Source organism: Thermodesulfobium acidiphilum (genome assembly GCF_003057965.1).
Taxonomy (GTDB): Bacteria; Thermodesulfobiota; Thermodesulfobiia; order Thermodesulfobiales; family Thermodesulfobiaceae; genus Thermodesulfobium; species Thermodesulfobium acidiphilum.
Map to the genome: position 1 here is coordinate 586,739 of NZ_CP020921.1, position 22,834 is coordinate 609,572.

The 22,834-nt window shown below is 32.0% G+C and carries 23 protein-coding genes; 21 read left to right on the top strand and 2 right to left on the bottom strand.

The window, feature by feature from the left end:
- Nucleotides 1-24: 24 nt before the first annotated feature.
- Nucleotides 25-774, bottom strand: coding sequence for a prolipoprotein diacylglyceryl transferase (lgt, locus tag TDSAC_RS03095; protein ID WP_108308828.1), 750 nt, complete (start codon nt 772-774; stop codon nt 25-27).
- Between the two features lie 188 nt (nt 775-962).
- Here lgt and mraZ point away from each other — a divergent pair, with 188 nt between their 5' ends.
- From mraZ to TDSAC_RS03195, 20 genes are all read left to right on the top strand, one after another.
- A complete protein-coding gene (gene mraZ, locus TDSAC_RS03100) occupies nt 963-1,379 on the top strand; it encodes a division/cell wall cluster transcriptional repressor MraZ (protein WP_108308829.1) in 417 nt (138 codons plus the stop codon).
- A complete protein-coding gene (gene rsmH, locus TDSAC_RS03105) occupies nt 1,372-2,268 on the top strand; it encodes a 16S rRNA (cytosine(1402)-N(4))-methyltransferase RsmH (RefSeq protein WP_108308830.1) in 897 nt (298 codons plus the stop codon). Before mraZ ends, rsmH begins: the two co-directional genes overlap by 8 nt.
- Nucleotides 2,265-2,615 (top strand): hypothetical protein, encoded by a 351-nt coding sequence (locus TDSAC_RS03110; protein WP_108308831.1) that lies wholly within the window; start codon nt 2,265-2,267, stop codon nt 2,613-2,615. Before rsmH ends, TDSAC_RS03110 begins: the two co-directional genes overlap by 4 nt.
- Nucleotides 2,616-2,668: 53 nt before the next feature.
- Entirely contained in the window at nt 2,669-4,282 is a 1,614-nt protein-coding gene (locus TDSAC_RS03115) for a peptidoglycan D,D-transpeptidase FtsI family protein (protein ID WP_108308832.1), read from the top strand.
- Between the two features lie 44 nt (nt 4,283-4,326).
- Nucleotides 4,327-5,796, top strand: a complete 1,470-nt coding sequence (locus tag TDSAC_RS03120) for a UDP-N-acetylmuramoyl-L-alanyl-D-glutamate--2,6-diaminopimelate ligase (RefSeq protein WP_199919881.1) — start codon at nt 4,327-4,329, stop codon at nt 5,794-5,796.
- Between the two features lie 48 nt (nt 5,797-5,844).
- Complete coding sequence (locus tag TDSAC_RS03125; protein ID WP_199919882.1) at nt 5,845-7,251, top strand: UDP-N-acetylmuramoyl-tripeptide--D-alanyl-D-alanine ligase; 1,407 nt, start codon at nt 5,845-5,847, stop codon at nt 7,249-7,251.
- A gap of 39 nt (nt 7,252-7,290) precedes the next feature.
- The gene (gene mraY / locus TDSAC_RS03130; protein ID WP_108308835.1) at nt 7,291-8,232 is read left to right on the top strand and encodes a phospho-N-acetylmuramoyl-pentapeptide-transferase; all 942 of its coding nucleotides are present in this window, start codon (nt 7,291-7,293) and stop codon (nt 8,230-8,232) included.
- The gene (gene murD, locus TDSAC_RS03135; RefSeq protein ID WP_108308836.1) at nt 8,223-9,617 is read left to right on the top strand and encodes a UDP-N-acetylmuramoyl-L-alanine--D-glutamate ligase; all 1,395 of its coding nucleotides are present in this window, start codon (nt 8,223-8,225) and stop codon (nt 9,615-9,617) included. Before mraY ends, murD begins: the two co-directional genes overlap by 10 nt.
- Complete coding sequence (locus TDSAC_RS03140; RefSeq protein ID WP_108308837.1) at nt 9,614-10,717, top strand: FtsW/RodA/SpoVE family cell cycle protein; 1,104 nt, start codon at nt 9,614-9,616, stop codon at nt 10,715-10,717. Before murD ends, TDSAC_RS03140 begins: the two co-directional genes overlap by 4 nt.
- On the top strand, nt 10,714-11,796 hold the full coding sequence (locus tag TDSAC_RS03145) for a UDP-N-acetylglucosamine--N-acetylmuramyl-(pentapeptide) pyrophosphoryl-undecaprenol N-acetylglucosamine transferase (RefSeq protein WP_108308838.1): 1,083 nt from the start codon (nt 10,714-10,716) through the stop codon (nt 11,794-11,796). The genes TDSAC_RS03140 and TDSAC_RS03145 overlap by 4 nt, the downstream gene beginning before the upstream one ends.
- Complete coding sequence (murC, locus tag TDSAC_RS03150; RefSeq protein WP_108308839.1) at nt 11,796-13,232, top strand: UDP-N-acetylmuramate--L-alanine ligase; 1,437 nt, start codon at nt 11,796-11,798, stop codon at nt 13,230-13,232. The genes TDSAC_RS03145 and murC overlap by 1 nt, the downstream gene beginning before the upstream one ends.
- On the top strand, nt 13,201-14,088 hold the full coding sequence (murB, locus tag TDSAC_RS03155; protein WP_108308840.1) for a UDP-N-acetylmuramate dehydrogenase: 888 nt from the start codon (nt 13,201-13,203) through the stop codon (nt 14,086-14,088). Before murC ends, murB begins: the two co-directional genes overlap by 32 nt.
- Entirely contained in the window at nt 14,085-15,011 is a 927-nt protein-coding gene (locus tag TDSAC_RS03160; RefSeq protein WP_108308841.1) for a D-alanine--D-alanine ligase family protein, read from the top strand. Before murB ends, TDSAC_RS03160 begins: the two co-directional genes overlap by 4 nt.
- A gap of 94 nt (nt 15,012-15,105) precedes the next feature.
- Nucleotides 15,106-15,657 carry a hypothetical protein gene (locus TDSAC_RS03165; protein WP_108308842.1) on the top strand — a complete coding sequence of 184 codons (552 nt, stop codon included), beginning with the start codon at nt 15,106-15,108 and terminating at the stop codon, nt 15,655-15,657.
- Nucleotides 15,654-16,418 (top strand): DUF881 domain-containing protein, encoded by a 765-nt coding sequence (locus TDSAC_RS03170; RefSeq protein ID WP_108308843.1) that lies wholly within the window; start codon nt 15,654-15,656, stop codon nt 16,416-16,418. The genes TDSAC_RS03165 and TDSAC_RS03170 overlap by 4 nt, the downstream gene beginning before the upstream one ends.
- Before the next feature lie 3 nt (nt 16,419-16,421).
- Nucleotides 16,422-16,769 (top strand): small basic family protein, encoded by a 348-nt coding sequence (locus tag TDSAC_RS03175; protein ID WP_108308844.1) that lies wholly within the window; start codon nt 16,422-16,424, stop codon nt 16,767-16,769.
- Nucleotides 16,762-17,910: a cell division FtsA domain-containing protein gene (locus tag TDSAC_RS03180; RefSeq protein ID WP_108308845.1), complete on the top strand. Its 1,149-nt coding sequence runs from the start codon at nt 16,762-16,764 to the stop codon at nt 17,908-17,910. Before TDSAC_RS03175 ends, TDSAC_RS03180 begins: the two co-directional genes overlap by 8 nt.
- Nucleotides 17,911-17,928: 18 nt before the next feature.
- Nucleotides 17,929-19,014 carry a cell division protein FtsZ gene (gene ftsZ, locus TDSAC_RS03185; RefSeq protein WP_108308846.1) on the top strand — a complete coding sequence of 362 codons (1,086 nt, stop codon included), beginning with the start codon at nt 17,929-17,931 and terminating at the stop codon, nt 19,012-19,014.
- Between the two features lie 249 nt (nt 19,015-19,263).
- Nucleotides 19,264-20,043: a hypothetical protein gene (locus tag TDSAC_RS03190; RefSeq protein WP_199919883.1), complete on the top strand. Its 780-nt coding sequence runs from the start codon at nt 19,264-19,266 to the stop codon at nt 20,041-20,043.
- Between the two features lie 19 nt (nt 20,044-20,062).
- A complete protein-coding gene (locus TDSAC_RS03195; protein ID WP_108308848.1) occupies nt 20,063-21,247 on the top strand; it encodes an LCP family protein in 1,185 nt (394 codons plus the stop codon).
- Between the two features lie 56 nt (nt 21,248-21,303).
- Here TDSAC_RS03195 and prfA read toward each other — a convergent pair whose 3' ends face one another.
- Nucleotides 21,304-22,389, bottom strand: a complete 1,086-nt coding sequence (gene prfA / locus TDSAC_RS03200; protein ID WP_108308849.1) for a peptide chain release factor 1 — start codon at nt 22,387-22,389, stop codon at nt 21,304-21,306.
- An 82-nt stretch (nt 22,390-22,471) separates the two neighbouring features.
- Between prfA and TDSAC_RS03205 the strand changes: the two genes are divergently transcribed.
- Entirely contained in the window at nt 22,472-22,798 is a 327-nt protein-coding gene (locus tag TDSAC_RS03205) for a DUF1292 domain-containing protein (protein ID WP_199919884.1), read from the top strand.
- Nucleotides 22,799-22,834 lie beyond the last annotated feature (36 nt).

Genomic DNA, 22,834 nt, shown 5'->3' on the forward strand with positions numbered 1-22,834 from the left:
GAAGACAAATCCCTTCAGAACTATTTAAATGGTCTGAAGGGATTTTCTTTGTAGATAGCTCCTTAATATAACAGCAAATGTAAATAATATTATGCTAAAAACCTGGGAATGAGTAAGACCAAAGAAGATTCTTGCTTCATCGCGCAAAAATTCTATTAAAAATCTTGATATAGAATACATTATTAGATATTTTGTAGTCAGATCTCCTTTAAATTTTTCTTTCCCTCTTTGAAAGTAAAGATAAATAAAAAATAAAAAACTTACAAACGAGTCTATCAGCTGAGTAGGAATTCTTTCTCCAGGAACGTGGGCATCGGCAAATACAACTGAAATAGGAGTTTTTGCGACGATTCCATAGCAGCATCCATTAAGGAAACATCCAATTCTGCCTATTGCATATGCAAGTGGTAGAAAGGGAGATATTAAATCAGATAAAGTAAGTAAATCGATTTTGTAATATTTAGCCATAAAATAAAAGGCTAGTGCAAATCCGACTAAACCTCCATAAAAAACCAATCCGCCATCCCATAAATAAAAAACGCTAATCAAGTTATTCACGAAGTCCTGGTGATGTTCTATAACGTAGTATATCCTTGCACCAATTAAAGAGCAAAATATACTGACAATACCAATATTTAGAATGTTATCAGGGTTGATATTCTTCTTTTTAGCGTCTCTTAAGATAAAGATTGTTGAAATAATAATTCCTAAAGCAACCATAAAGCCCCACGAATATACCTTTAATCCATCAAAGCTGAATAAAATTCTGTGCATATTACCTCCAATTTTCTTAATCTTTCATATTTTAAACTAAAATCTTAAAAAAGTTATTACAGTTTTCTAAATAATACAAAGAAATGAATCCTTATAAAAATATAATTGATATTTATTCAATTATTGACATTATGTGTATTTGAGTGTTGAATAGTGTTTATGAGTGGGATAAAGTGGGATAAGAAATTATGTTAGGTGGAGAATATCTACATTCTTTAGACTCTAAGGGTAGAGTTACTATTCCCTTTAAGTTAAGAGATGAGATATCCTCAAAGATTATTCTCACAAGAGGCTTTGAAAGATGTTTGTACCTTTATCCGGTAAGGTATTGGGAAGAATACGTAGAGTATTTGAAAGAAAAATCAAGATCAGATATAAAGCTTAGAGATGTAATTCGTTTTTTGTTTTCGGGCGCTTATGATGATGAGTTAGATCGCGCTGGGAGACTTTTGCTTCCTCAACAATTAAGAGAGTATAGCAATATACAAAAAGAAGTTGTAGTGATTGGTGCAATGGATAGGGTTGAATTGTGGAATCCTGAGGAGTGGGAGAGCCAAAAAAAGAAGATTTCAAATTCTGTCAAAAGATTTATAGAAAATGAGTAACTATACAAAGAATATTCATATTCCAGTTCTTCTGAATGAAGTTTTAGAAAATTCTAAGTTAACTCCTGGAAAAGTAGTAATAGACGGTACAATTGGTGCTGGAGGACATAGCTTTAATTTTTTGAAAAAAATTCTTCCAGGCGGTTTTCTTTTAGGATTTGATAAGGATGTAGAGGCAGTAAAATTAGCAGATGAGAAATTGTCTTTATCCTTTAATAGGAATTCCTTTGCTATTTTCAATGATAAATTTGAAAATTTTGCCAAATATTTAAACCTTTTGCCTTATGGTAGATTTGATTTATTTTTTTTAGACCTCGGGCTTTCCACTATGCAAATTAAGGAGTCAAATAGGGGATTTAGTTTTATAGGGGATGAAAAATTAGATATGCGAATGGATCCCAGAGAAAAATTGACCGCTTCAGACTGGCTTAACAGTGCAAGCGAGGAAGAAATGGAAGAAGTTTTTAGAAAATATGGTGATGAGCCTAGAGCAAGAAAATTGGCTAAGATGATATCTCTGAGAAGGCGCGAAAAATTGTTTGAAAGTACTATGGATCTTACCCAACTTGTAAAAAAAATCTATCCATATGGTAGAAGGCATCCTGCAACAAGAATTTTTCAGGCAATAAGAATTGTTGTAAACGATGAAATTGAACATCTTGAATCTACTTTGAGGGAAGCTACAAAATATATAAATTCTCTTGGAAGAATAATTGTTATTTCTTTTCATTCAGGAGAAGATAGAGTTGTTAAGTGGACATTTAAAAATTTAGAAAAGGAGGGAAAGGGAAAAGTAATAACAAAAAAGCCTATTATAGCTTTGGAAAGTGAAGTTAAAGAAAATCCATTGGCTAGGAGTGCCAAAATGAGGGTATGGGAGGCAATATGAAAAGAGATTATGATTTGAGCTTTTCTGAAATTGAAAGTATCAAAGGACTTAGAACTTTTGAATTAAAAAACATTCTTATAAATATTAAGAACAACATCTTAATAGTTTTGTTTTCTTTATTTATAATATTAATTCTGGTCTATGGTCTTTATTTAAGATCAGATATAATATCAATGTCTAATGAAGTTGATAGTATTAAGACTTCAATTCAACGATTAGAAACAATAAAGACGCAAAAAACTTTAGAGGAGGCAAATGTTTTTAATGCAAAAGTGATGCAATCGGTTGCTTTGAAAAGGGGAATGAGTTTACCATCAGAGATAGAGTATATCCAAATAAACCATTAGATCAATCGCATAATGAATTTATAAATAAAAGAATTGCTTATATACAAAAAATCATGATACTCTTGTTTTTTGTTGCTATATTTAAACAACTTTATTTTGTTACAATTGATAGACAAAAATTAATTTCTTATGCTCAAGAACAAAGAAATGAAACAGTGAAAGTATCAAACCCTAGAGGTGAAATTATTGACAGAGAAGGATTGATTTTAGCTTTTTCAATTCCTTCCTATTCGTTGTATATACAACCGTCACTTATAAAAAATGATGAAATTAGAAACAAATTATATGATGAACTTTCAAAGATTAAGGGTATACCAATTGAAAACCTTAAAAAAATTTTCGATAAAAATGCACCTTTCACTTGGGTTTATAGAAAGATGCCATTTGACATTGAAAAGCAAGTTAGAGAAATTCTAACTAAATTTCCAGAACAGGGAATAGGTCTTATAAAGGAAGAAAAAAGGGTTTATCCATATAAAGACCTCGCTGAGCCTCTTTTAGGCTTTGTAGGGACTGATAATCAGGGATTGGAAGGTGTAGAAAAGTTTTATAATTCATATTTAAGTAGTATTTCGAAAGAAGAGAATTTGGAGTTTGATGCTAATGGAAGGATAGTGAATATAGATAAATTAGAAAATCTGGTGCAATCGTCTCCGGTAAAATTGAAACTGACGATAGATTCTAAGTTGCAAGGTCTTACTGAAAGTCTCTTAGATGAATGTATAAAGGAGTATAAAGCAAAAAGAGGAACTGTAATTGTAGTTGATATTAAAACAGGGGCAATTCTAACTTTGGCTCAAAGTCCAAGGATAAATCCTGATAAGTTTTATGATTTTCCAGAAGAAGACTATAGAATTATTTCAAGGGATTTCCTATATGAGCCTGGTTCAATACTAAAACCTATAATATTTAATATATTGTTGGATAACAATATAATATCCAAAGACACAACAGTTAATATTGGAAAATATTTACAAGTTGCTAATAGAAGAATTTTTGATGCTGAGGATGGATTGGGTTTATCAGGTCCATCTACTATTAAAGATATTTTAAGATATTCTAGCAATATTGGTGCTGGTTCTTTAGCTTTGAAAGCTCCAAATAAAGAGTATTTTGAGTTATTAAAAAAATATTTTTGTGATGATGAAAAATATCTTTTTTCTGAAAACTTTCTTAAGGGGTATGTTCATCTACCTGATTATAAAGGTCCAGTTGAGCAGGCAACAACGGCATTTGGACAGGGTATTTCACTTTCCTTCTTGAACGTTGTTGCTTATTATTCTGCTATCGCAAATGGAGGAGAGATTGTTCCTTTAAAGATTATTGAGGATGATATTGGCAGACCTCAAAGGCTATTTGAAAAAAGTAATGCTGATTTTATAAGAAAGTGCCTGATAAGCGTTGTGCAGAATGGAACTGGCGTAAGTGCTCAGATAAATGGAGTAGAAGTTGCAGGAAAAACTGGAACAGCTCAGAAACCATCAAAACTGGGTGGATATATTCCAGGAGAATATGTAGCTTCTTTTATAGGTTTTTTCCCTGCTAATAAACCTAAATATGTAATTGGTGTATTGATTGATAACCCGGTGGGTATACACTGGGGTGGTTCTGTTGCAGCGCCGTTATTTAGGAAGATAGCTATCGCTACAATGTCAATGAACAAATGATTGTGAAGTACTAAAAATTATAAAACCTCTAGGGAGTGGTTTATTTGACTGTTAAAGAACTTTTTGATAAATCAAATATTATAATAGAAAACCTAAAAGAATACTCTTCTAAAGAATTCTTAGACAGTCAAGTAACTAGCATTAGTTATAATTCTAAAGAAATTAAAAGTGGATGTTTGTTTTTTGCAATCAAAGGCAGCAGAATTGACGGTCATGATTTTATTCAGGAAGCTTTTAAAAATAAAGCTATAGCTGCTGTTGTTGAAAAGGACGTAGGATATGCTAATATTATTCGAGTTAAGTCTACTCTTCAGGCTTTAAGAAAAATAGCTCTTGTATTTTATGATTATCCTTTTAAAAAACTTTTTTTAGGTTCAGTTACAGGAACAAACGGTAAAAGCACCGTTACATGGATTTTGTCTCATGCTGTAAATAAGTTATTGGGAAAATCTTTTGCTTTAGGTACATTGGGTTGGATGCACGCGGGAAAAATTATTAAAAAGACCACCAATACCACACCAGAATCAAAGGATGTATGTGAATTTTTAGATCAGGCAGTTCAATTAGATATGAAATATGGTTTTTTGGAGGTATCTTCTCATGCACTAAAACTTGGTAGACTATATGGCATAAAATTTGATGCTGCACTGTTTACTAATCTTGCCAGGGATCACATGGATTTTCATCCATCTTTGGAAGATTATTTTGAGACTAAAAGTTCTTTGTTTACTTCTACTTATTTAAAGGAGAATGCATTTGTTGTAATTAATACGGATGATATTTATGGTATAAAGTTATATGAAAGTATAAAAGATTTTAGAAAGGTATCCTTTTCGTTGGAAAACGAAAAGGCAAACTTTTTTGGGAAATTTGAACCTGTTGATATGGGTATAAATTTGTTAATTGAGGACCAGAAAATTTTTGCTCCTATTTATGGAAGATTTAACGCTTCAAATTTATTGGGAGCCTATGCTTTTTTGAGAATGATGGGGATTGAAAAGGATAAATTAAGATATGTTTTTACTGATTTAGTGGTACCTTATGGACGCCTGGAATGTGTACAAACAAAGCCCTTTAAAATATGGATAGATTATGCTCATACTCCTGATGGGCTTGAAAAAGTACTAATGTCTTTGAGAGATATGGTTAAAAGGAAAGTAATTTTAGTCTTTGGAGCAGGCGGTAATAGAGATAAAGGCAAAAGATCTATTATGGGCAAAATAGCTGCGCAGCTTTCGGATTATACAATAATTACTTCAGACAACCCTCGCTATGAAGATCCGATGACAATTATTAATGAAATAAAATCTGGTTTTTTGAGTATAAAAAATTCAAATTTTGAGATACTTTCTGATAGACGAGAAGCTATAAAAAGAGCTTTAGAAATAGCAAGAAACGATGATGCAATAATAATTGCAGGGAAAGGCCATGAAGACTATCAAGAGATAAATGGTGTAAAATATCCTTTTTCAGATAAAGAAGTGGTTAAAGAGTTGATGCGAAGACAATTTTAAGGAGGCTTAAATTTTAATAAATTGAGTGCTGATAGGGATGTTAATAAATTGAATAGTATCCAAAATTTTGATCCTGGTGGTTCTATTTCGTTAAGCTTTATTACATCTTTAACTAATTGTGAAATTGAAAGAGTTGGCCCTATGGAATTTGAAAGAATTTCAATAGATTCAAGAGATATCAAAGGGAAAGAACTTTTTATTGCCATTAAAGGTAAAAATTTTGATGGACACAATTTTATTAGGAATGCCTTAGAACAAGGTGCTTTTGGGATAATTTCTGAATTGAGTTTGGCAGGAATTGCCAGTTCTTTGGGGGATATAGTTTTTGAGAATGACTTTTCATTTATGAGAGTTCCAAATACCATTCTTGCAATGCATGATATTGCAAGAGGATTTAGACAAAGGATTGAAAGGGTTATAGGCATTACTGGAAGTGTAGGTAAAACAACTACCAAAGAAATTTTGAAAACGCTTCTCAAAAGATATCAGACAGTATCAACTTTTGGTAATTTCAATAATGAAATTGGTTTGCCATTAAGTCTTTTTAGAGCTAAAAAAAATGATAAGTTTGGAATTTTTGAAATGGCTATGCGCTCAAGAGGGGAAATTTCTCAGCTTTGTTCAATAGCCTTGCCTGATATTGGTATAATTACAAGAATTGCAGAATCTCATATTGGACTCCTTGGTTCGATGGAAAACATAGCAAGAGCAAAGGGAGAAATTTTAGATTTTGTAAATAGTGCTTTCTTAAATTTCAATTGCACATATAGCAGAAAAATTTTTGGCGAGATGCTTAAGAATAAGAGGGAAAAGCCTAAAGAGATTTTTTGGTTTGGAAAAGTATCAGATATTTACATTAAATCATATGAAATTTCCATATATGGTTCAAGGCTTGAATTTTCCGGAAGGTTTGGGAATTTTGCTTTAAATGCACCAAATATTTTTTTGCCTCAATTTGAGCCGCTTTTGGCGTCAGTAGCAGTTGCAAGATTTTTAGGCCTTGACTGGAACGAAATAAATGATAATTTACAAAGTTATGTGCCTTTACAGGGCAGATTTTTAATTAAAAAACTAAGAGATCAAATTGTTATTGATGATTCTTATAATGCAACATGTACTTCTTTTATAAAGGGATTGGAGACAATTAAGAGTTTAAAATTTGGCAGCAGAAGAAAGATATTTATATTTGGAGATATACTTGAGGCTGGAGATGAGTCTAAGGATTTACACAGGAAGGTTATAAAAAAAATTGAGGAATTAGATCCATATTTGGTATATTTTGTTGGGACAGAGTTTGTAAAATCAATAGATCATAATTCTAAGATAAGGTTTAAAAATATGGATATTGACTGTGTTAAAGAGGATTTAGCTAAAATCTTATCCAAAGACGAAATTGTTTATATTAAAGGTTCGAACTCTACAAAAACATGGAAAATTCTTGAGTTGTGGAATTAAATATCAAGAGTTTATTTGCATTGGAGGTTAGCTTTATAAATGATTGAGCTCTTTTTTAGCTTTTTAATAGGAATTTTTGCCTTTTCAATATGGGAGAGATATTTTGGGAGGTTTTTTGGGCAAAGAATAAGGGAAGAAGGTCCTGAAACCCACAAGATAAAAAATGGAACGCCTACTGCATCAGGAATATTTTTTATTCTTATTATCGCTTTATTTTTGCCTTTCTTTGACTCAAGGATGTTTATAATTTTTCTTATTCTACTGCCCTTTTTTATAATTGGCTTTATAGATGACTTTCTTTCAATAAAAAAGGGCAAAAACGAAGGTCTAAAGCCTCGACAAAAGATGATCTTGATCGCACTGTTTTCTTTTATAGCGGTGTTTTTTCTGGCATTCGTACTTAATTCTCAGATTTTTACCAGACTTCAAATATCTCCTACAATACAATTTTATGTTCCTGGTATACTTTTGTGGCCCTTTTTAATTTTTGTGATAAGTGGTTCTACTAACGCAGTTAATTTAACAGACGGTCTTGACGGTCTGGCTGCGTTGTGTTCTTTATCTATTCTTTTTGGTTATTTGTTTTTTTCATATCTAGATGGAGACGTACCATTAATGTTAATGCTTCTTTCCTTTATTGGGGTTTTGCTCTCTTTTTTGTGGTTTAACGTAAACCCAGCAAGAATATTTATGGGGGATGTTGGTTCAATTGGTATGGGTGCTCTTTTAGCAATACTTGCGATTTTTACAAATAGAATTGTTTTTTTCATTATTTCTGCAATGCCTTTTATAGTTGAAACTCTATCTGTGATTATTCAGGTAGCTTATTATAAAAGAACAAAACAAAGGATATTCAAAATGAGTCCTCTTCATCATCATTTTGAACTATCTAATGTTAAGGAAACACACATATCTATGAGATTTTTTATTATTTCTTTGTTGTTTACACTTCTTGCTGTGAGTATACAGATATGTTGTTAAATTGGGAGAGAATATTTGCAAAGCTTAAAGTTCCAACTAAGATTATTATTGTTGGTTATGGTAAAAGTGGTTTTGCTATTGCGAAACTTTTAAGGAATGAATTGAAAAACGTTGAAATTGTGGTGACTGATAAAAACCAGTTAAAGTTTCCTGAGATTAAAGAGATAAATTATCTTTTAGGAGAACACGATCCAAAGATTTTAGATAAAACTTCATGGATAATTAAGAGTCCTGGAGTTCCCCTGAGGTTAGAATTTTTTAAATTTGCTAAGGAAAAAGGTATTCCTATTATTGGAGAACTGGATTTGGTATTTGGGCTTTTACCTGATGGAATAAATACTATAGGTGTGACTGGAACCAATGGGAAAACTACAGTTACAGAATGGATAGGATATGGTTTTGAAGTTGCAAAACTTCCTTATTATGTTGCTGGGAATGTAGGAACTCCTCTTTCTGAAATTATTTATGATATCATTCCTGGTTCTAATCTGGTTCTTGAGCTAAGTTCATATCAGATTGAGAATTCAATTTTTTTGAAACCAAAAATAGCGATGATTACAAATTTAACTTTAGATCATATAGATAGATATGCCAATCTTCACGAATACTTTGAAGCAAAAGTTCACTTATTTAAAAACCAAAAAGAAGGTTTTTCTATCTATAATAAAGACGATCCTTATTTAGAGAAAAATATTAAAAATTTAGCTTTGAAAACAAAAGTCTTAAACGTTTCTAAAGGGAAGAATTTTTCTATTGCTGGTGTTGTAGAAAATGAAATTTTTGTAAAAGATAACTTAGATTTAGTTAAAATTACAAGTCTTTCTGATCTCTCTCTAAAAGGCGAGCACAACATAGAAAATGCTTTGTTTGTAGTAAGTTCACTTTATCTTTCGTCTGTAGAACTTAAACACATAAGAAAAGCTTTATCAAGTTTCTCAGGAGTCGAACACAGACAAGAAATATTTCATACTAATAATGGGATAATTTGGATAAACGATTCTAAGTCAACGAATCCAGAATCTACTATTGTTGCTCTAAAGACATGGGGGAAGAAAAACAATCTTATTTTAATTTTAGGAGGTAGAGACAAAAATACGCCTCTTGATGAACTTGTAAGCTTGACAGCTAAAACATGTAAAACAGTAATTCTTTTTGGAGAGGCAAAAAAGAGGTTTTTAGAACACTTTAAAGGCTTTTCAAACGTTTTTGTTGTGGATTCTTTTGATGATGTAATTGATAAAGCGTTTGAATTGACCAGGCCAAATGATATAGTTCTCTTTTCTCCTGCTTGTGCAAGTTTTGATATGTTTGCAAATTTTGAAGAAAGAGGAAAAATTTTTAAGAAAAAAGTCAAAGAGAAAAGCAAATGTGAGGAAATAACATGAGAAAGATGAAGGACAAAAAGCTCTTGCTGCTTTTGACTTTTATATTAAGCCTGGTAGGTACGCTTTTTACTGCTAGCTCAGCTGCTCAGTTGGGGATTCAGCTTTATTCGGACCCGCTTAATTTCTTTAAACATGCTGTTGTTTATTTTATTATAGGATGGTTGTTCTTTTTCATTATAATTAAGTTACCATCAAGCTTTATTAAAAAATATATTGATTTTTTGTTTTATTTAAGTATAACCCTTTTGATAATTACTCTTTTACCTTTTTTTTCTCACAAGATTAATGGAGCTAGAAGATGGATTAATTTTGGTCCACTATCATTTCAAACTTCGGAACTTGTAAAGCTAAGTTTGGGGTTAAAAATTGCCAATAGTGCTTCGTTTTTTTTGGCTTTAAAAAATAATATATCAGGTTTTATAGTTAATATATCCTTATATCTTGTGCCAATTAGTATTTTAATAGCGATGCAGCCAGATTATGGTACGATGACTTTAATTGTTGTTACGGTATTCTTATTTTTATTGTTTATGGGAATTAATTTTAGATTTTGGTTAAGTATAACAAGTATTGTTTTTGTAATTCTTTTGATTGGAGCACTTCTTGCTCCATATAGACTTCAGCGAATAACTTCTAATTTTAATCCCTGGGCTCATATGCAAACCAGTGGCTATCAGATTGTTCAAGCTCTGTATGGGATAGGAGATGGTGGCTTTTTTGGACAGGGACTTGGTAGTGGAAAACAGAAATTGGGTTATCTTCCAGAGGCACATACTGACTTTGTTTACTCGGTTTTTTCAGAAGAAGTTGGCATGGTTGGAGGGGCTGCTTTTTTGTTTACCTTTTTAAATCTTGTGTTATTACTTTATAAGATGGCAAAAAAAGTTACAGATCCTTTTGATAAATCATTTATTTTTTGGACTGCCACGATATTGGGTTTACAGTGTTTTTTGAACGTTTTTATGGTTTTAAACATCATACCTGTTATTGGTGTACCACTACCCTTTCTTAGTTACGGAGGAACTTCTGAGGTAGTTAATTTAATAATGATTGCCCTATGTTATAAATTTTATTCTGATTTGCCAAGAGGTTTGCAATGAGGATTTTAATTGTAACATCTGGTACTGGTGGGCATTTTTATCCTGCACTTTGTATAGCTGAAAAATTTAAAAAAATACATCCTGAATCAAAATTATCCTTTTGGTCTCAAGGTCTACTTTTTAAAAATACGATGCTTGAAGGAATTGAAAAGAAGGAGATACCTTCATATCCATTTGTCGGAATGCCAAAAATTGCACAATTTTTGTCTATTATAAAAACTATTTTTTTATCTTTAAAACTTATCCCGGAAATTACAAGATTTAAGCCTGATTGTTTAGTTTCTTTTGGCGGTCACACAAGTGTTGCACCTTGTATTTCAGCTTATATATTAGGTATACCAATATTGTCTCACGAGCAAAATTATAAATTAGGCCTGACGAATTATCTAGTTTCTCGATTTGCTAAATTTATAATGATTTCCTTTCCGAAGGCCGATCCAAAGTTGCCAGAAAATAAAGTGGTATTTACGGGACTTCCCATTAGAGAAGACATTGGAAAAGTTGAAGTAGAAGAAGCAGAAAAAAAATTGGGGCTTAAGAAACTAGAGAGAACTATTTTATGTTTCGGTGGAAGCCAAGGCTCTGAGGTAATAAATAAGACAATATGGTCCTTGTTGCCAAAGCTTGATGAGAAATATCTTGTGATTCATATTACAGGCAATCAATTTGTTCCTCAAATAAGAGGTCTAAAATGCCAATATGTCAATTTCAAATACTTTAAGGAGATGTCCTTGTTGTATGCATTGTCAGATTTAGTTATTTCTCGAAGTGGTGCATCCACTGTATTCGAAATTATAAAAACAGGTAAAAGAGCTATTTTAATTCCCTATCCTGGAGCAAAATCGCATCAAAAATATAATGCTATTTATCTTGAAAAATTAGGACTTGGGAAAATTGTATTTCAGAATACTCTTTCTGAAAACTTACTCTATAATATTATTAGAGAAATATTTGAATTAAATAATAAAAATGTTAATGTAAATTATAATGAACTTTTAAAGCTTCAAAAGATTGATGCAACAAAAAATATTGTTGGTCTTGTTGAAAAAATTATAGAAAGGAAGATGATAATTTCTTGATGAAAAACATTGTGAAAGATCTGAAGAATGTTTTTTTTATTGGAATAGGTGGTACAGGTATGAGTGCCTTAGCATTCTTTCTTCTTGAAGATGGAAAGATTATTTCGGGTTCTGATAAGAAAGAATCAAGGTCTCTTTTAAAACTAAAACAAAAGGGAGTAAACATATACATAGGTCACAATCCTGATAACATTTCGAAAGACGTTGACGTGGTTGTATATTCTGGAGCTATACCATCTGACAACTGTGAGCTTTTGAGCGCAAAGCAAAGAAATATTCCGGTTCTATCGAGAGCCCAAATGCTGTCTAAAATAATTGAACAAAAATTTTCAATTGCTGTTGCGGGAACGCATGGTAAGACAACAACTACTTCGATGATCGGCAAGATGCTTAACGATGGGGGGCTCGATCCTTCTTTTTTGATTGGTGGTGAGTTGAATGATTATGGTGCTAACGCAAGACATGGGAGTGGCCCATATATAGTGATTGAAGCAGATGAAAGCGATGGTTCGTTTTTGAATTACAAACCTAATATTGCTGTTATTACCAATATTGATTTTGATCACCCTAGCTTTTTTAGCGATTTAAAAATGGTTGAAGATTATTTTGAAAAGTTTATGCAAGGAGTAAATAAGGACGGGAAATTGGTAATTTGTGGTGATCATGCAATTACTAGGAGTGTTGCAGAAAAGATAACAGATAAAGAAAAAATATTTTATGGTTTTGGTGATAACAATCAAGTGCAGTGCAAAAATTTAATATTGAGTGGTTTTGGTAGCTATTATGACTTATATATTGAAGGTAAAAAAATTGGAGAGATAACTTTGAATGTACCAGGGATTCACAATGTTTTAAATTCACTTGCAGCATTTAGCGTTGCTAAAATAATTGGACTTGATTTTGTTTCTGCTTTCGATTCAATTGCATCTTTTTCGGGAGTCAGAAGAAGATTTGAACTCAAGTGTAAAGATCCTTATATCATTGATGATTATGCTCATCATCCTGAAGAAATAAATGTAGTTTTAAATACGGCGAGAAGTATATTTAAAGATAAGAACTTAGTTCTTATCTTTCAGCCTCATAGATTTACCAGAACTGAAAAATTTTTGGATAATTTTTGTGATGTTTTAGCAAAAGCAGACACTTTATTACTTGTTGATATTTTTCCAGCAGGTGAAAAGGTTACAAACCCTTATTTGGGGAATGAATTGTTCAAAAGGTGTAAGAAGAAGATGAAAGACAACATCTTTTTTGCTTCTAAGGACTCAGTTTGTGAAATCATCCAAGAGATACATAACGAAAAGAACGTATACTTGTTTATGGGTGCTGGTGATATTACAAAGATATGTGATAAGGTGGCTTCTATTTTTTTGGACATTAAAAAGGACGAGAGAAAAGAGATAAGTGATCCGAATACTTCGGAACTTTCAACTTAAGAACCTTACCACCTTTGGAACTGGCGGGGTAGGCAGAAGTATCTATCTTCTTAGAAGTTCTGATCTGCCTATTGTTTTAGGAGAGATAGACGATTTCGTAATTTTAGGCAACGGTTCAAACGTTATTTTTTCTGATGAATATTTTTCTAAAAATATTTTATATGTTGTTCCTTTAAGTTCTTTTGAAGGGATCAATATTGTTTCTGATCTTTTAGAGGTTGATGCTAATGTTTCTTCAAGCGCCCTTTCGTGGTGGTGTGCCAGGAAGGGCATAAGTGGCTTTGAATTTGCAGCAGGGATTCCAGGAAGAATCGGAGCATGTATTTTTGGCAATGCAGGTTGTTTTGGTTCAGATTTTTCAAAAAATCTAAAAAGTATTTTTGTTTTTGACTGTATTAGCAAGACCTTTAGCGAAATAGATTCAGGTAACATACAATTTTCTTATAGAAAGAGTTCTATTAAAAATAAAGTTATATTGAAAGCGTATTTTGAGACAAGTTTTAATAAGCCTGAGAGCGTTTTTGCAAGAACCCTCGAACTTTTAAATAAAAAGAAATTGTCTCAGCCGCATGGAATTAAAACTTTTGGGAGTATTTTCAGAAATCCACCGGGTAACTGGGCTGGAAAATTGCTTGATAGTTTGGGTTTTAGAGGTTATAAATTAGGTGGAGTTATGGTATCTGAGAAACATGCTAATTTTTTAGAAAATATTGGAGGGTCAACTTCAGACGCTGTAAAGATTATAAAATTGATGCAAGACAAGGTTTTGGAAAGATACAATATTTTATTGGAGCCAGAGGTAAGATTTTTGGGAGAATTTAAAGAATTGCCAATTTTATCTGGTGATGAATTATGAAAATTTTGATTTTATGTGGTGGGACTTCTTCGGAAAGAGAAGTTTCTATATGGTCCGCAGAAAACGTGTATAAAACTTTAATAAATACTGACTATATCGTTGAGATGGTGGATATTGCTAAACTTTCTCCTTATGAATTGTGTAAAAAAATATTGTGTGAAAATTTCGATCTCGTTTTCCCCGTTTTGCACGGAAAGCCTGGTGAAGATGGTTCTATACAGGGCTTTTTGGATACTCTTGGAATAAAATATATTGGATCTGGAGTTTTTTCTTGTGCTGTAACTATGGACAAATACAGGTGTAAATTAATTTGTAAATCTTTAGGACTCCCCCAGCCAGATTTTATTGCAATAAGAACAAGGGACTCGAAAGAGATTTATGAATTTTCGCGCTCAAAAGGTTTCCCTTTGGTCGTGAAGCCTAATTCACAGGGTTCAAGCGTAGGAGTATCTATTGTGAACAATGATAGTGAATTGAAAAGTGCTCTGGAACTTGGGTTCAAATATGATCCAATTGTTCTAGTTGAAGAATTTATACGCGGAAAGGAAATAACATGTGGTGTTATTGGAAATAATAACATAATTGCCCTACCCCTTGTGGAAATATTGCCTAAAACAAAATTTTTCGATTATGAGTCGAAATATAATCCTGAATTGTGTGACGAAATTGTTCCTGCAAGGTTGAACGATAACCTAAAGAACAGATTGCAAGAACTTGCAATAAAAGCGTATAAGGTTTTTGATTGTAAGGGTTTTGGCAGAATTGATATGTTTGTAGATGAGGATGAAAACATTTACCTCTCCGAAATAAACACTATTCCTGGTTTAACTGCTAATAGTCTTTTTACTAAGGAGGTTAAGGCTGCTGGATATACCTTTCAGGAAATCGTCAAACTTCTTATCAAGCTGGCGTTGGAGGATTAATTTTTTTATTTCTATAATTTTTGTTTTTATCTTATGTTATTTTTTTTGGTTTATTTTTTCAACAAACAGTTTTACTTCTTTAAAAGTTGAAGGTATGTCAAACTATATAAGAGATAAAAGTTTTTACTTTTTACATAAAGATAAATATGGTGTTTTGGGTTATAAAGCCTTTTTTAATAATTTAAAAAATCAATTTGAAAACAGCGAATTTTACAGAATTAAGTCAATAACTCATACAAGTTTAGGAAAAGTTAACGTAATTTTTTATATCCCAGACTATTTAATAAAGACGAACTCTGATAAAAATTTTTATGATTTAAATGGAAACGTAGTATCGGGTGAAAATTTAAAGAATAAAAAATTTATATTTGTCAATAGTATAATTAAAAATAGTGAATTTTTTGATATGTTACAAAATATTGTCTATTATTCTACACTTTATGGTTTTACTCCGGATTACATATTTTTTTATGATGATATTATAAAATTTAAGGATAAAAGCACAACAGTTTTTGAGTTTAAGAACGATGGGAAATTTGACGAAAAATTTAGAAATATTTTCGATTTTTTAGAAAATTTAAACAATAAAAATTGGCCCAAGGAGATAATTTTGCTAGATGAAAGAAGGCTTGTGGTTAAGAAATGAACGGTGAAAATAAAGTTCATCATATTCAAGAAAAGGTTATTCACAGTATTCATCCGCCAAAAAGGTGGGAGTTAATTTTAGGCATTATTGCTTTTATTTTGGGTTTTTTTATCGTAGTTCAATATAGAACTCAAAAAGATTTGTTTCACCTTATTCCTACAAGACAGGCAGAGGAAATGGCAAGCCTTTTAAAAGAAGCAGAAAATAAGAGACTTGATTTGGAAAGGGAACTTTTTGTTTCAAGGCAAAAGATAATGGATCTTCAAAATAAGCTTGAACAAGAAAAAAATAAAAATATTTCAATAGGCGAAGAGAGCAAAAAAATTGCGCTTTTGGCTGGTTTTACTCCTGTTAAAGGTCCGGGTGTGATAGTTACTGTTAAGGATGCAAAAAATGGTCAAGAAGGCAACGCTTCTTTAGTTCATGATGAGGATCTGTTGAGGGTTGTAAATGAGTTGAGAGCAGGTGGTGCAGAGGCAATAAGTGTTAACGATCAAAGACTCGTTGCAATCTCTGAAATAAGATGTGCGGGTCCTGTTATACTTGTAAACGGCGTGAGGCTTGCCCCACCTTTTATAATAAAAGCTATAGGTTCGCCAGAAATGCTTTATAACTCTTTGACGATGAGTGGCGGTATAATAGACTATTTAAAACTATTAGGGATCAGGGTTTCTGTTGAAAAATCAGATTCTCTTTATATTCCTGCTTTCAATGCAAACATACAGATTAATTATGCGACCTTGATTAATAAAGGAGAATAAATTATGTGGTTTATATTACTATGTTTTGTTCTTGGAATGATCGCAGCCTATTTTTTCCCTATTGAGATGCCATTTGTTTATACTAAATATATGGCAGTTGTTATTCTTGCTTTTGCTGATTCGTTTTTTGGTGCATTTAAAAGCGGTTTGGAGGGGAAGTTTAGCGGATGGCAAGCTATAACAGGTTTTTTCGGTAATTCTATTGTTGCAGCTGGTCTGACTTATGCAGGGGATCTGTTAGGTATTGATCTATACATAGCAGCTGTAATATTGTTTGGCATAAGGATTTTTAATAATATAACTGCTATAAGGCATTTATTATTTACCCCTCCTTCTTCAAAGTATGAATGATATAAAAGAGAGCAATATTCTAGCTGTTGATCTTGGTAGCACCTTTATAAGAATTGTTGTTGGAAAAGACCAACTTTCAAATAAAACTATTGCACACTTTATATCTTTACCCTCATATGGAGTTAAAAATGGTACAATATATGATTTTGAACAGGTAAGAACAATCCTAAATGCCGGTTTGAAAACTATTTACCAAAAGGAAGGTTCTAATTTTAAAGAGAAGTGCATATTAAATCTCTCAGGGAAGGTTTATGTTTCAAAAAATATTAAAATTGAACAGAAATATCCTAGAGAAATTCAAATTAGAGCTAAAGCAATAAATGACTTACTTATGAATATCTCTGAAGAAAAAGATTATATTCCTGTGCATATTTGTAAGAAATCATTTTTGGTTGATAATTCCTTTGAAACCCTAAATCCATCTGGGATGTTTTGCAAATCGCTTCAAGCAAACTTTCATGTTATATACATGCTTTCAACTTATTACAAAACTCTTAAAGAATTATTTAATTCTTTGCATTTAGATCTGGTAGATATTCTCCCTAGCTCCATTGCAAGTGCAAATGCTATTTTAAAAGATAATGATTATCTAATTCCTAAATTTTTAGTAGTGGATATAGGTGCTTTGACGACTGATTTTGTTTTGTATTCTTCGGGAGTTCCAGAATTTACTTCTACAGTTTTGTTAGGATCAGAAAATATTACTAGAGATATATCATTTGGCCTTAAGGTAAATAGAGATGAAGCAGAGAAACTAAAGTTAGATTTTTCTGAGCCTGAAGATCAAGATGATTTTAAAAATTTTTTAAAAAATATTATTTATTCGAGATCAGAGGATATTGTTTTATATATTTATGATAAACTAAAAAAAATTTCTGACAATATGATCCCTTTAAGAATTTATCTTACAGGACAAGGTTCTAAGTTAATTGTTTTTAAGAAATTATTCGAAGAAGTTTTTGAATGTCCGGTTGAAGTTAGAAGACCTCTACCATTTTCGATAAATGAAAAAAGGGATTATGAGCACTCAACTGTTTTGGGTTTGATTAATTATGCTTTAAATAATACAATATTATCTAACAAATATGATAACCAAAATTTAATAAAGAAATTTTGCACGATTTTTTTTAAAAGAGGATAATAAGTGGGAGGTTTTTATATGTATGATGAAAAAATGGGGCCCTCTATTAAAGTTTTAGGTATTGGAGGAGCTGGTGGTAATGCTATAAATAGAATGATTGAGGCAGGACTTTCTTCTGTTGAGTTTTGGGCTATTAATACTGATGTCCAGGCTCTTAGTTTATCTCGAGCAGATCAAAAATTACAAATAGGTCCTAAAGCGACAAAAGGTTTGGGTGCGGGAGCTAATCCTGATCTTGGGCGAGAAGCGGCTGAAGAAAGTGAGGACGATTTAAGGAGTATTTTAGAAGGTGCTGATATGGCTTTTATAACAGCAGGTTTGGGTGGTGGTACGGGTACAGGTGCTGCTCCTTATATTGCAAGCATTGCAAAAGAAATGGGTATATTAACTGTAGCTGTTCTTACCTTTCCGTTTAAATTTGAGGGACCAAAGAGAAAAAAGAATGCAGATCAGGGTTTGGAGGAATTAAAAAAAATTGTTGATTCATATATCGTAATTGATAATCAAAGACTTCTAACCTTTGCAGATTCAAAACTTTCTTTTTTAGAGGCATTTCGTTTAGCTGATGACGTATTAAGACAAGGAGTACAGGGAATCTCTGATCTTGTGACTGTGCCTGGTATTATAAATCTTGATTTTGCTGATCTTAAGTCTGTTCTTACTAATACTGGAAATACTATTATGGGAGTCGGATATGGACAAGATGAAATGAGGGCTATTGATGCTGTTAGAAGCGCTGTTGATTCACCCCTTCTAACGATACCTGTAAAGGGTGCAACAAATATTATTATGAACGTAACTGGCGGTTATGATTTAACTTTGCTTGAAATAAATGAAGCTGCTGATGAATTAGGTTCACTAACTTCTGAGAATGCCAACTTATTATTTGGAGCAGTTATAAACCCAGAAATGGAGAATTCTATAAGAATAACTATTATTGCTACTGGGTTTTCAGAAACTATAAGCGATATACCTTTAAAGAAAAAGACAGATTCTACCTATTCAACTCCTTCTAAAAAACGTTTATTTGATGAGACGGTTGATTTTGGCTTTGATGACCTTCCCAGTTTTTTAAGAAGAAGCCCTGAAAAAGAAGAACAATAAATTTTTAATTGTTTTTTAATTTATTTCTTATACAAATAAAGCATGTTAAAAAGACGATGTGAAATATTCCTTTTTTTTCTATTTTTAAGCATTATTGTTTGTGAAAATTCTTTTGCAAACAATTTTAATTATATTAAATTAACGCCCGAAGGAAGTGTATTATCGTTTGGCTCTTCTGTTGAAAAAGGTATAAATTTTTTCCCATTTAATCCAGCCTCAATAGCTTCTAGTAGAGGTTTACAATTACTAATGACTCATTCTCTCAGACATTTTCCTGGAAGAATAAAAAATCTTGATCAACTTGATGCTGATGTATATGGTTTTAGTTTACCATTTGAAGCTGGCAAAACAAATTTTGGATATCTTTGGATGACACCTCATGAAACAGGTTTTGACTGGTGTACCCAAAATTCTGGTGAAAATGGGAGAGTGCCCAGAAGAACGCTAAAGGGTGGGCTTTTTGAAATTGGTCTGGCTCACAGAAATGATATATCTAATGTAGGTTTTTCTTTAGCAAAGGGTGATTTTTGGCTAAAGGATGATAAAACTGGAAAAACTATATATACACATAAATTTTTTATGTTACAACCAGGCTATATGTGGGAAAGTTCTACCGATAAGTTTAAGTATGGCATTACTCCATCTTTCTCAACTGAGGAGCTTAAAGATAGCTCTGGTACCCATACGAAAAAAACTATAAATTTACAATTTTCTTGGGGATATAAACTTGATAGCAGAAGTGATGCTATAATTTCATCTGATGTGTCCATATCTTTAAATGATGGAAAATTAAAAATTGGAATAAAACCAATAACTGGAATTGGTTATCGAACTTTTGCTTTGAATAAAAAAAATTTACTTTTAGAGGTAGGATATCATGACGGTGCAATTCACTATGATGCAGGAGTTAAGACTGGTTCTATGATAGTAGATTATGCTACACTAAAGAATTCTATAGGGTTAATAACAGGGCAAAATGTGCAACTCATGAAAGATGTACATCTAGCCTCTATAACTCTGAAGTTTTAAAAATTTTTAGGAGTTTTTGATGGATAAAAATTTAGAAAATTTGAATAATGGAATATCTAAAAGGATTTTAAGAAAGCGAAAGAGTTCTACCAGGCGAAAAATTATGATTTTGTCTGTAATATTGTTCGTTTTATCTGGATTTTGTGGATTTGTCTTCGGTTTGTTTACTCCTACTAAAAATATAGGTGACTTATTAACCCCAAATTTTATGGCTCAACCTGCAAAAGGAGAGTTAAATTTGGTGCTTTTTGGTATAGATGATGTTGATGAGACTCATAGAACTGATACGATTCTTTGGTTAAATATCAACACAGATAATAAAACTATAACTATGATGTCAGTACCAAGAGACACTCTTGTCCCAATACCGGGACATGGTTATGACAAAATAAATGCTGCTTATGCATATGGAGAAACTGAACTTGCACTCAGAACACTTGCAAATTTTATTGGGGTTAAGCCTGATAAGTATGTTGTTTTGGGGTATAAGGGTTTTATGAAAATTATAGATGCTATTGGCGGGGTAGATATCAATGTTGACAAAAGAATGTATTACGTTGACAATTGGGCACATTTTACTATTGACCTATATCCTGGAATGCAGCACTTGAATGGCTTGCAATCTTTAGAATATGTAAGATTTAGGCACGATGCTTTAGGTGATTTAGGAAGAATGAGAAGACAGCAAGAATTTCTTCTTGCAGTTAAAAATAAGCTTTTTTCAAGTCCAGCTATGATAGCAAAGATACCAGATATTTTAAAAGTAGTTCTGGATAACGTTCAAACAAATATGTCATTTAATGACGCTCTTAGTTGGGCTCTTGCTGTTAAAGAAATTATAAACCAACCAAACTTTCAAATTAAGAGAGTCTTTCTTGATGAAGGAATGGTGCCAAAATATGCTTATGGGATAGATTATCTATGGCCAACTCAGAAGGTTGTTTCAATTATAAAAAGTGCTTTTCCCAATGCCAATCCTGATGTTCCATTAACCTTTCCCTTCCCAGAAGACAACACGACTTATAGTAGCATAAATACAGTTGTTCAAAAAACTCCTCCAACTCAAACAACGAGTGAGGCTAAGAATAAGAACACTACAAAAAATGAACCTAAAACTAATATAAATAGTTCCAATACTAAAATTAATGAAAATCAAAAGACTTCACCAACAAATAATAATACAATTACCCTTCCTCAAAGATAAAGTTTTTTAGCTAAGAAGTAGTTAAATCATTTAAAAATTTTTTTATGGATTTCAAATTATTGAACAGATAAAAGTTCTAATTTTCTCATATTTTCTGCAGCAATGAGAGCATCAATTATTTCGTCTAAATCACCATCTAAAATTTCGTTTAATCTATATAAAGTAAGATTTATCCTGTGATCAGTTACTCTACCCTGAGGGAAATTATAAGTTCTAATTTTTTCGCTCCTATCGCCTGATCCGACTTGTATTTTTCTAAATGTTGCTATTTCTTTTTCTGATGCAATTCTCTTTTCTTCAAGGATCTTTGCAGCCAGAATTCTCATAGCTTTTTCTTTATTCTGGAATTGAGAACGCTCGTCCTGACAGGCAACTACTATTCCTGTAGGCAAGTGCGTTATTCTTACTGCAGAATCAGTTTTGTTAACATGTTGCCCACCCGCTCCTCCGGCGCGGAAGGTATCAATTTTTAAGTCCCTTTCATCAATTGTGACGTCAATTTCATCTGCTTCTGGTAACACTGCAACTGTTGCTGTAGAGGTATGTATTCTACCTCCAGATTCTGTTTCTGGCACCCTTTGGACCCTGTGAGTTCCACTTTCGAATTTTAATCTGCTGTATATCCTTTTTCCTTTTATTGAAATTATTGCTTCCTTTATACCACCAATTCCTGTTTCATTGATAGACAATATTTCTGTTTTTGCATTTTTTCTTTCAGCATATCTAAGATACATTCTTAAAAGTTCTGAAGCAAATAATGCTGCCTCTTCTCCACCTGCGCCAGCTCTGATTTCAAGAATTATGTTTTTTTCATCAAGTGGATCCTTGGGCAAGATAAAATTTAGCAACTTTGATTCTAAATTGTCAATATTTTTCTCTACAACTTGAAATTCTTCTTCTGCTAAAGTTTTTATCTCTTCGTCCTCACTATTTTTTAGTTCTTTGAGATCAGATAAATAATTTCTCAGTTTATTTAGTTCTTTATAGTTATTTACAACCTCCTCTAACTCTGCTTTTTCTTGAGAAAGAGATATAAGTTTAGAAGGATTGTTTATTATTTCTAAATTTGATAAAAGTTCATTTATTTCATTATAACGGTTAAGCAGCTTTAAAATATTGTCTTCAAAAACTTTAAAATCCAAACCTATTACCTCCAATAGTAATTGATATATTTTAGTTAAAATGATAACATATTGTTTTGATATTATTGAAGTGAGGTGAATCGTGGAAGAAGATAGAGAGTTTGATGAATTGGAAATCTTTGAAATTGAAGAAGAAGAAGGAGTTAAAAAGCAATACGAACTATTAGATAAGTTTGAACTGGATGATAAATTGTATTTTGTCCTTACTCCTTACTTTGAAGAGGAAGTTGATAGTGAATATGTGCCAGAAATATCAATTTTCAGGCAGGAAAGTGACAATTTTTTAACTCCAGTAGTAATATTTGGTTCTGAAGATACAAAAGTGGATGAGTCTTTAACAGACGAAGAGTTTGACAAAATATACCAATATCTAAAGGAAAGTTTTGATTTCGAAGATATTTCAGAATAATTTAGTTTAATTTAAAGTATGCAATTCAGAAAAACA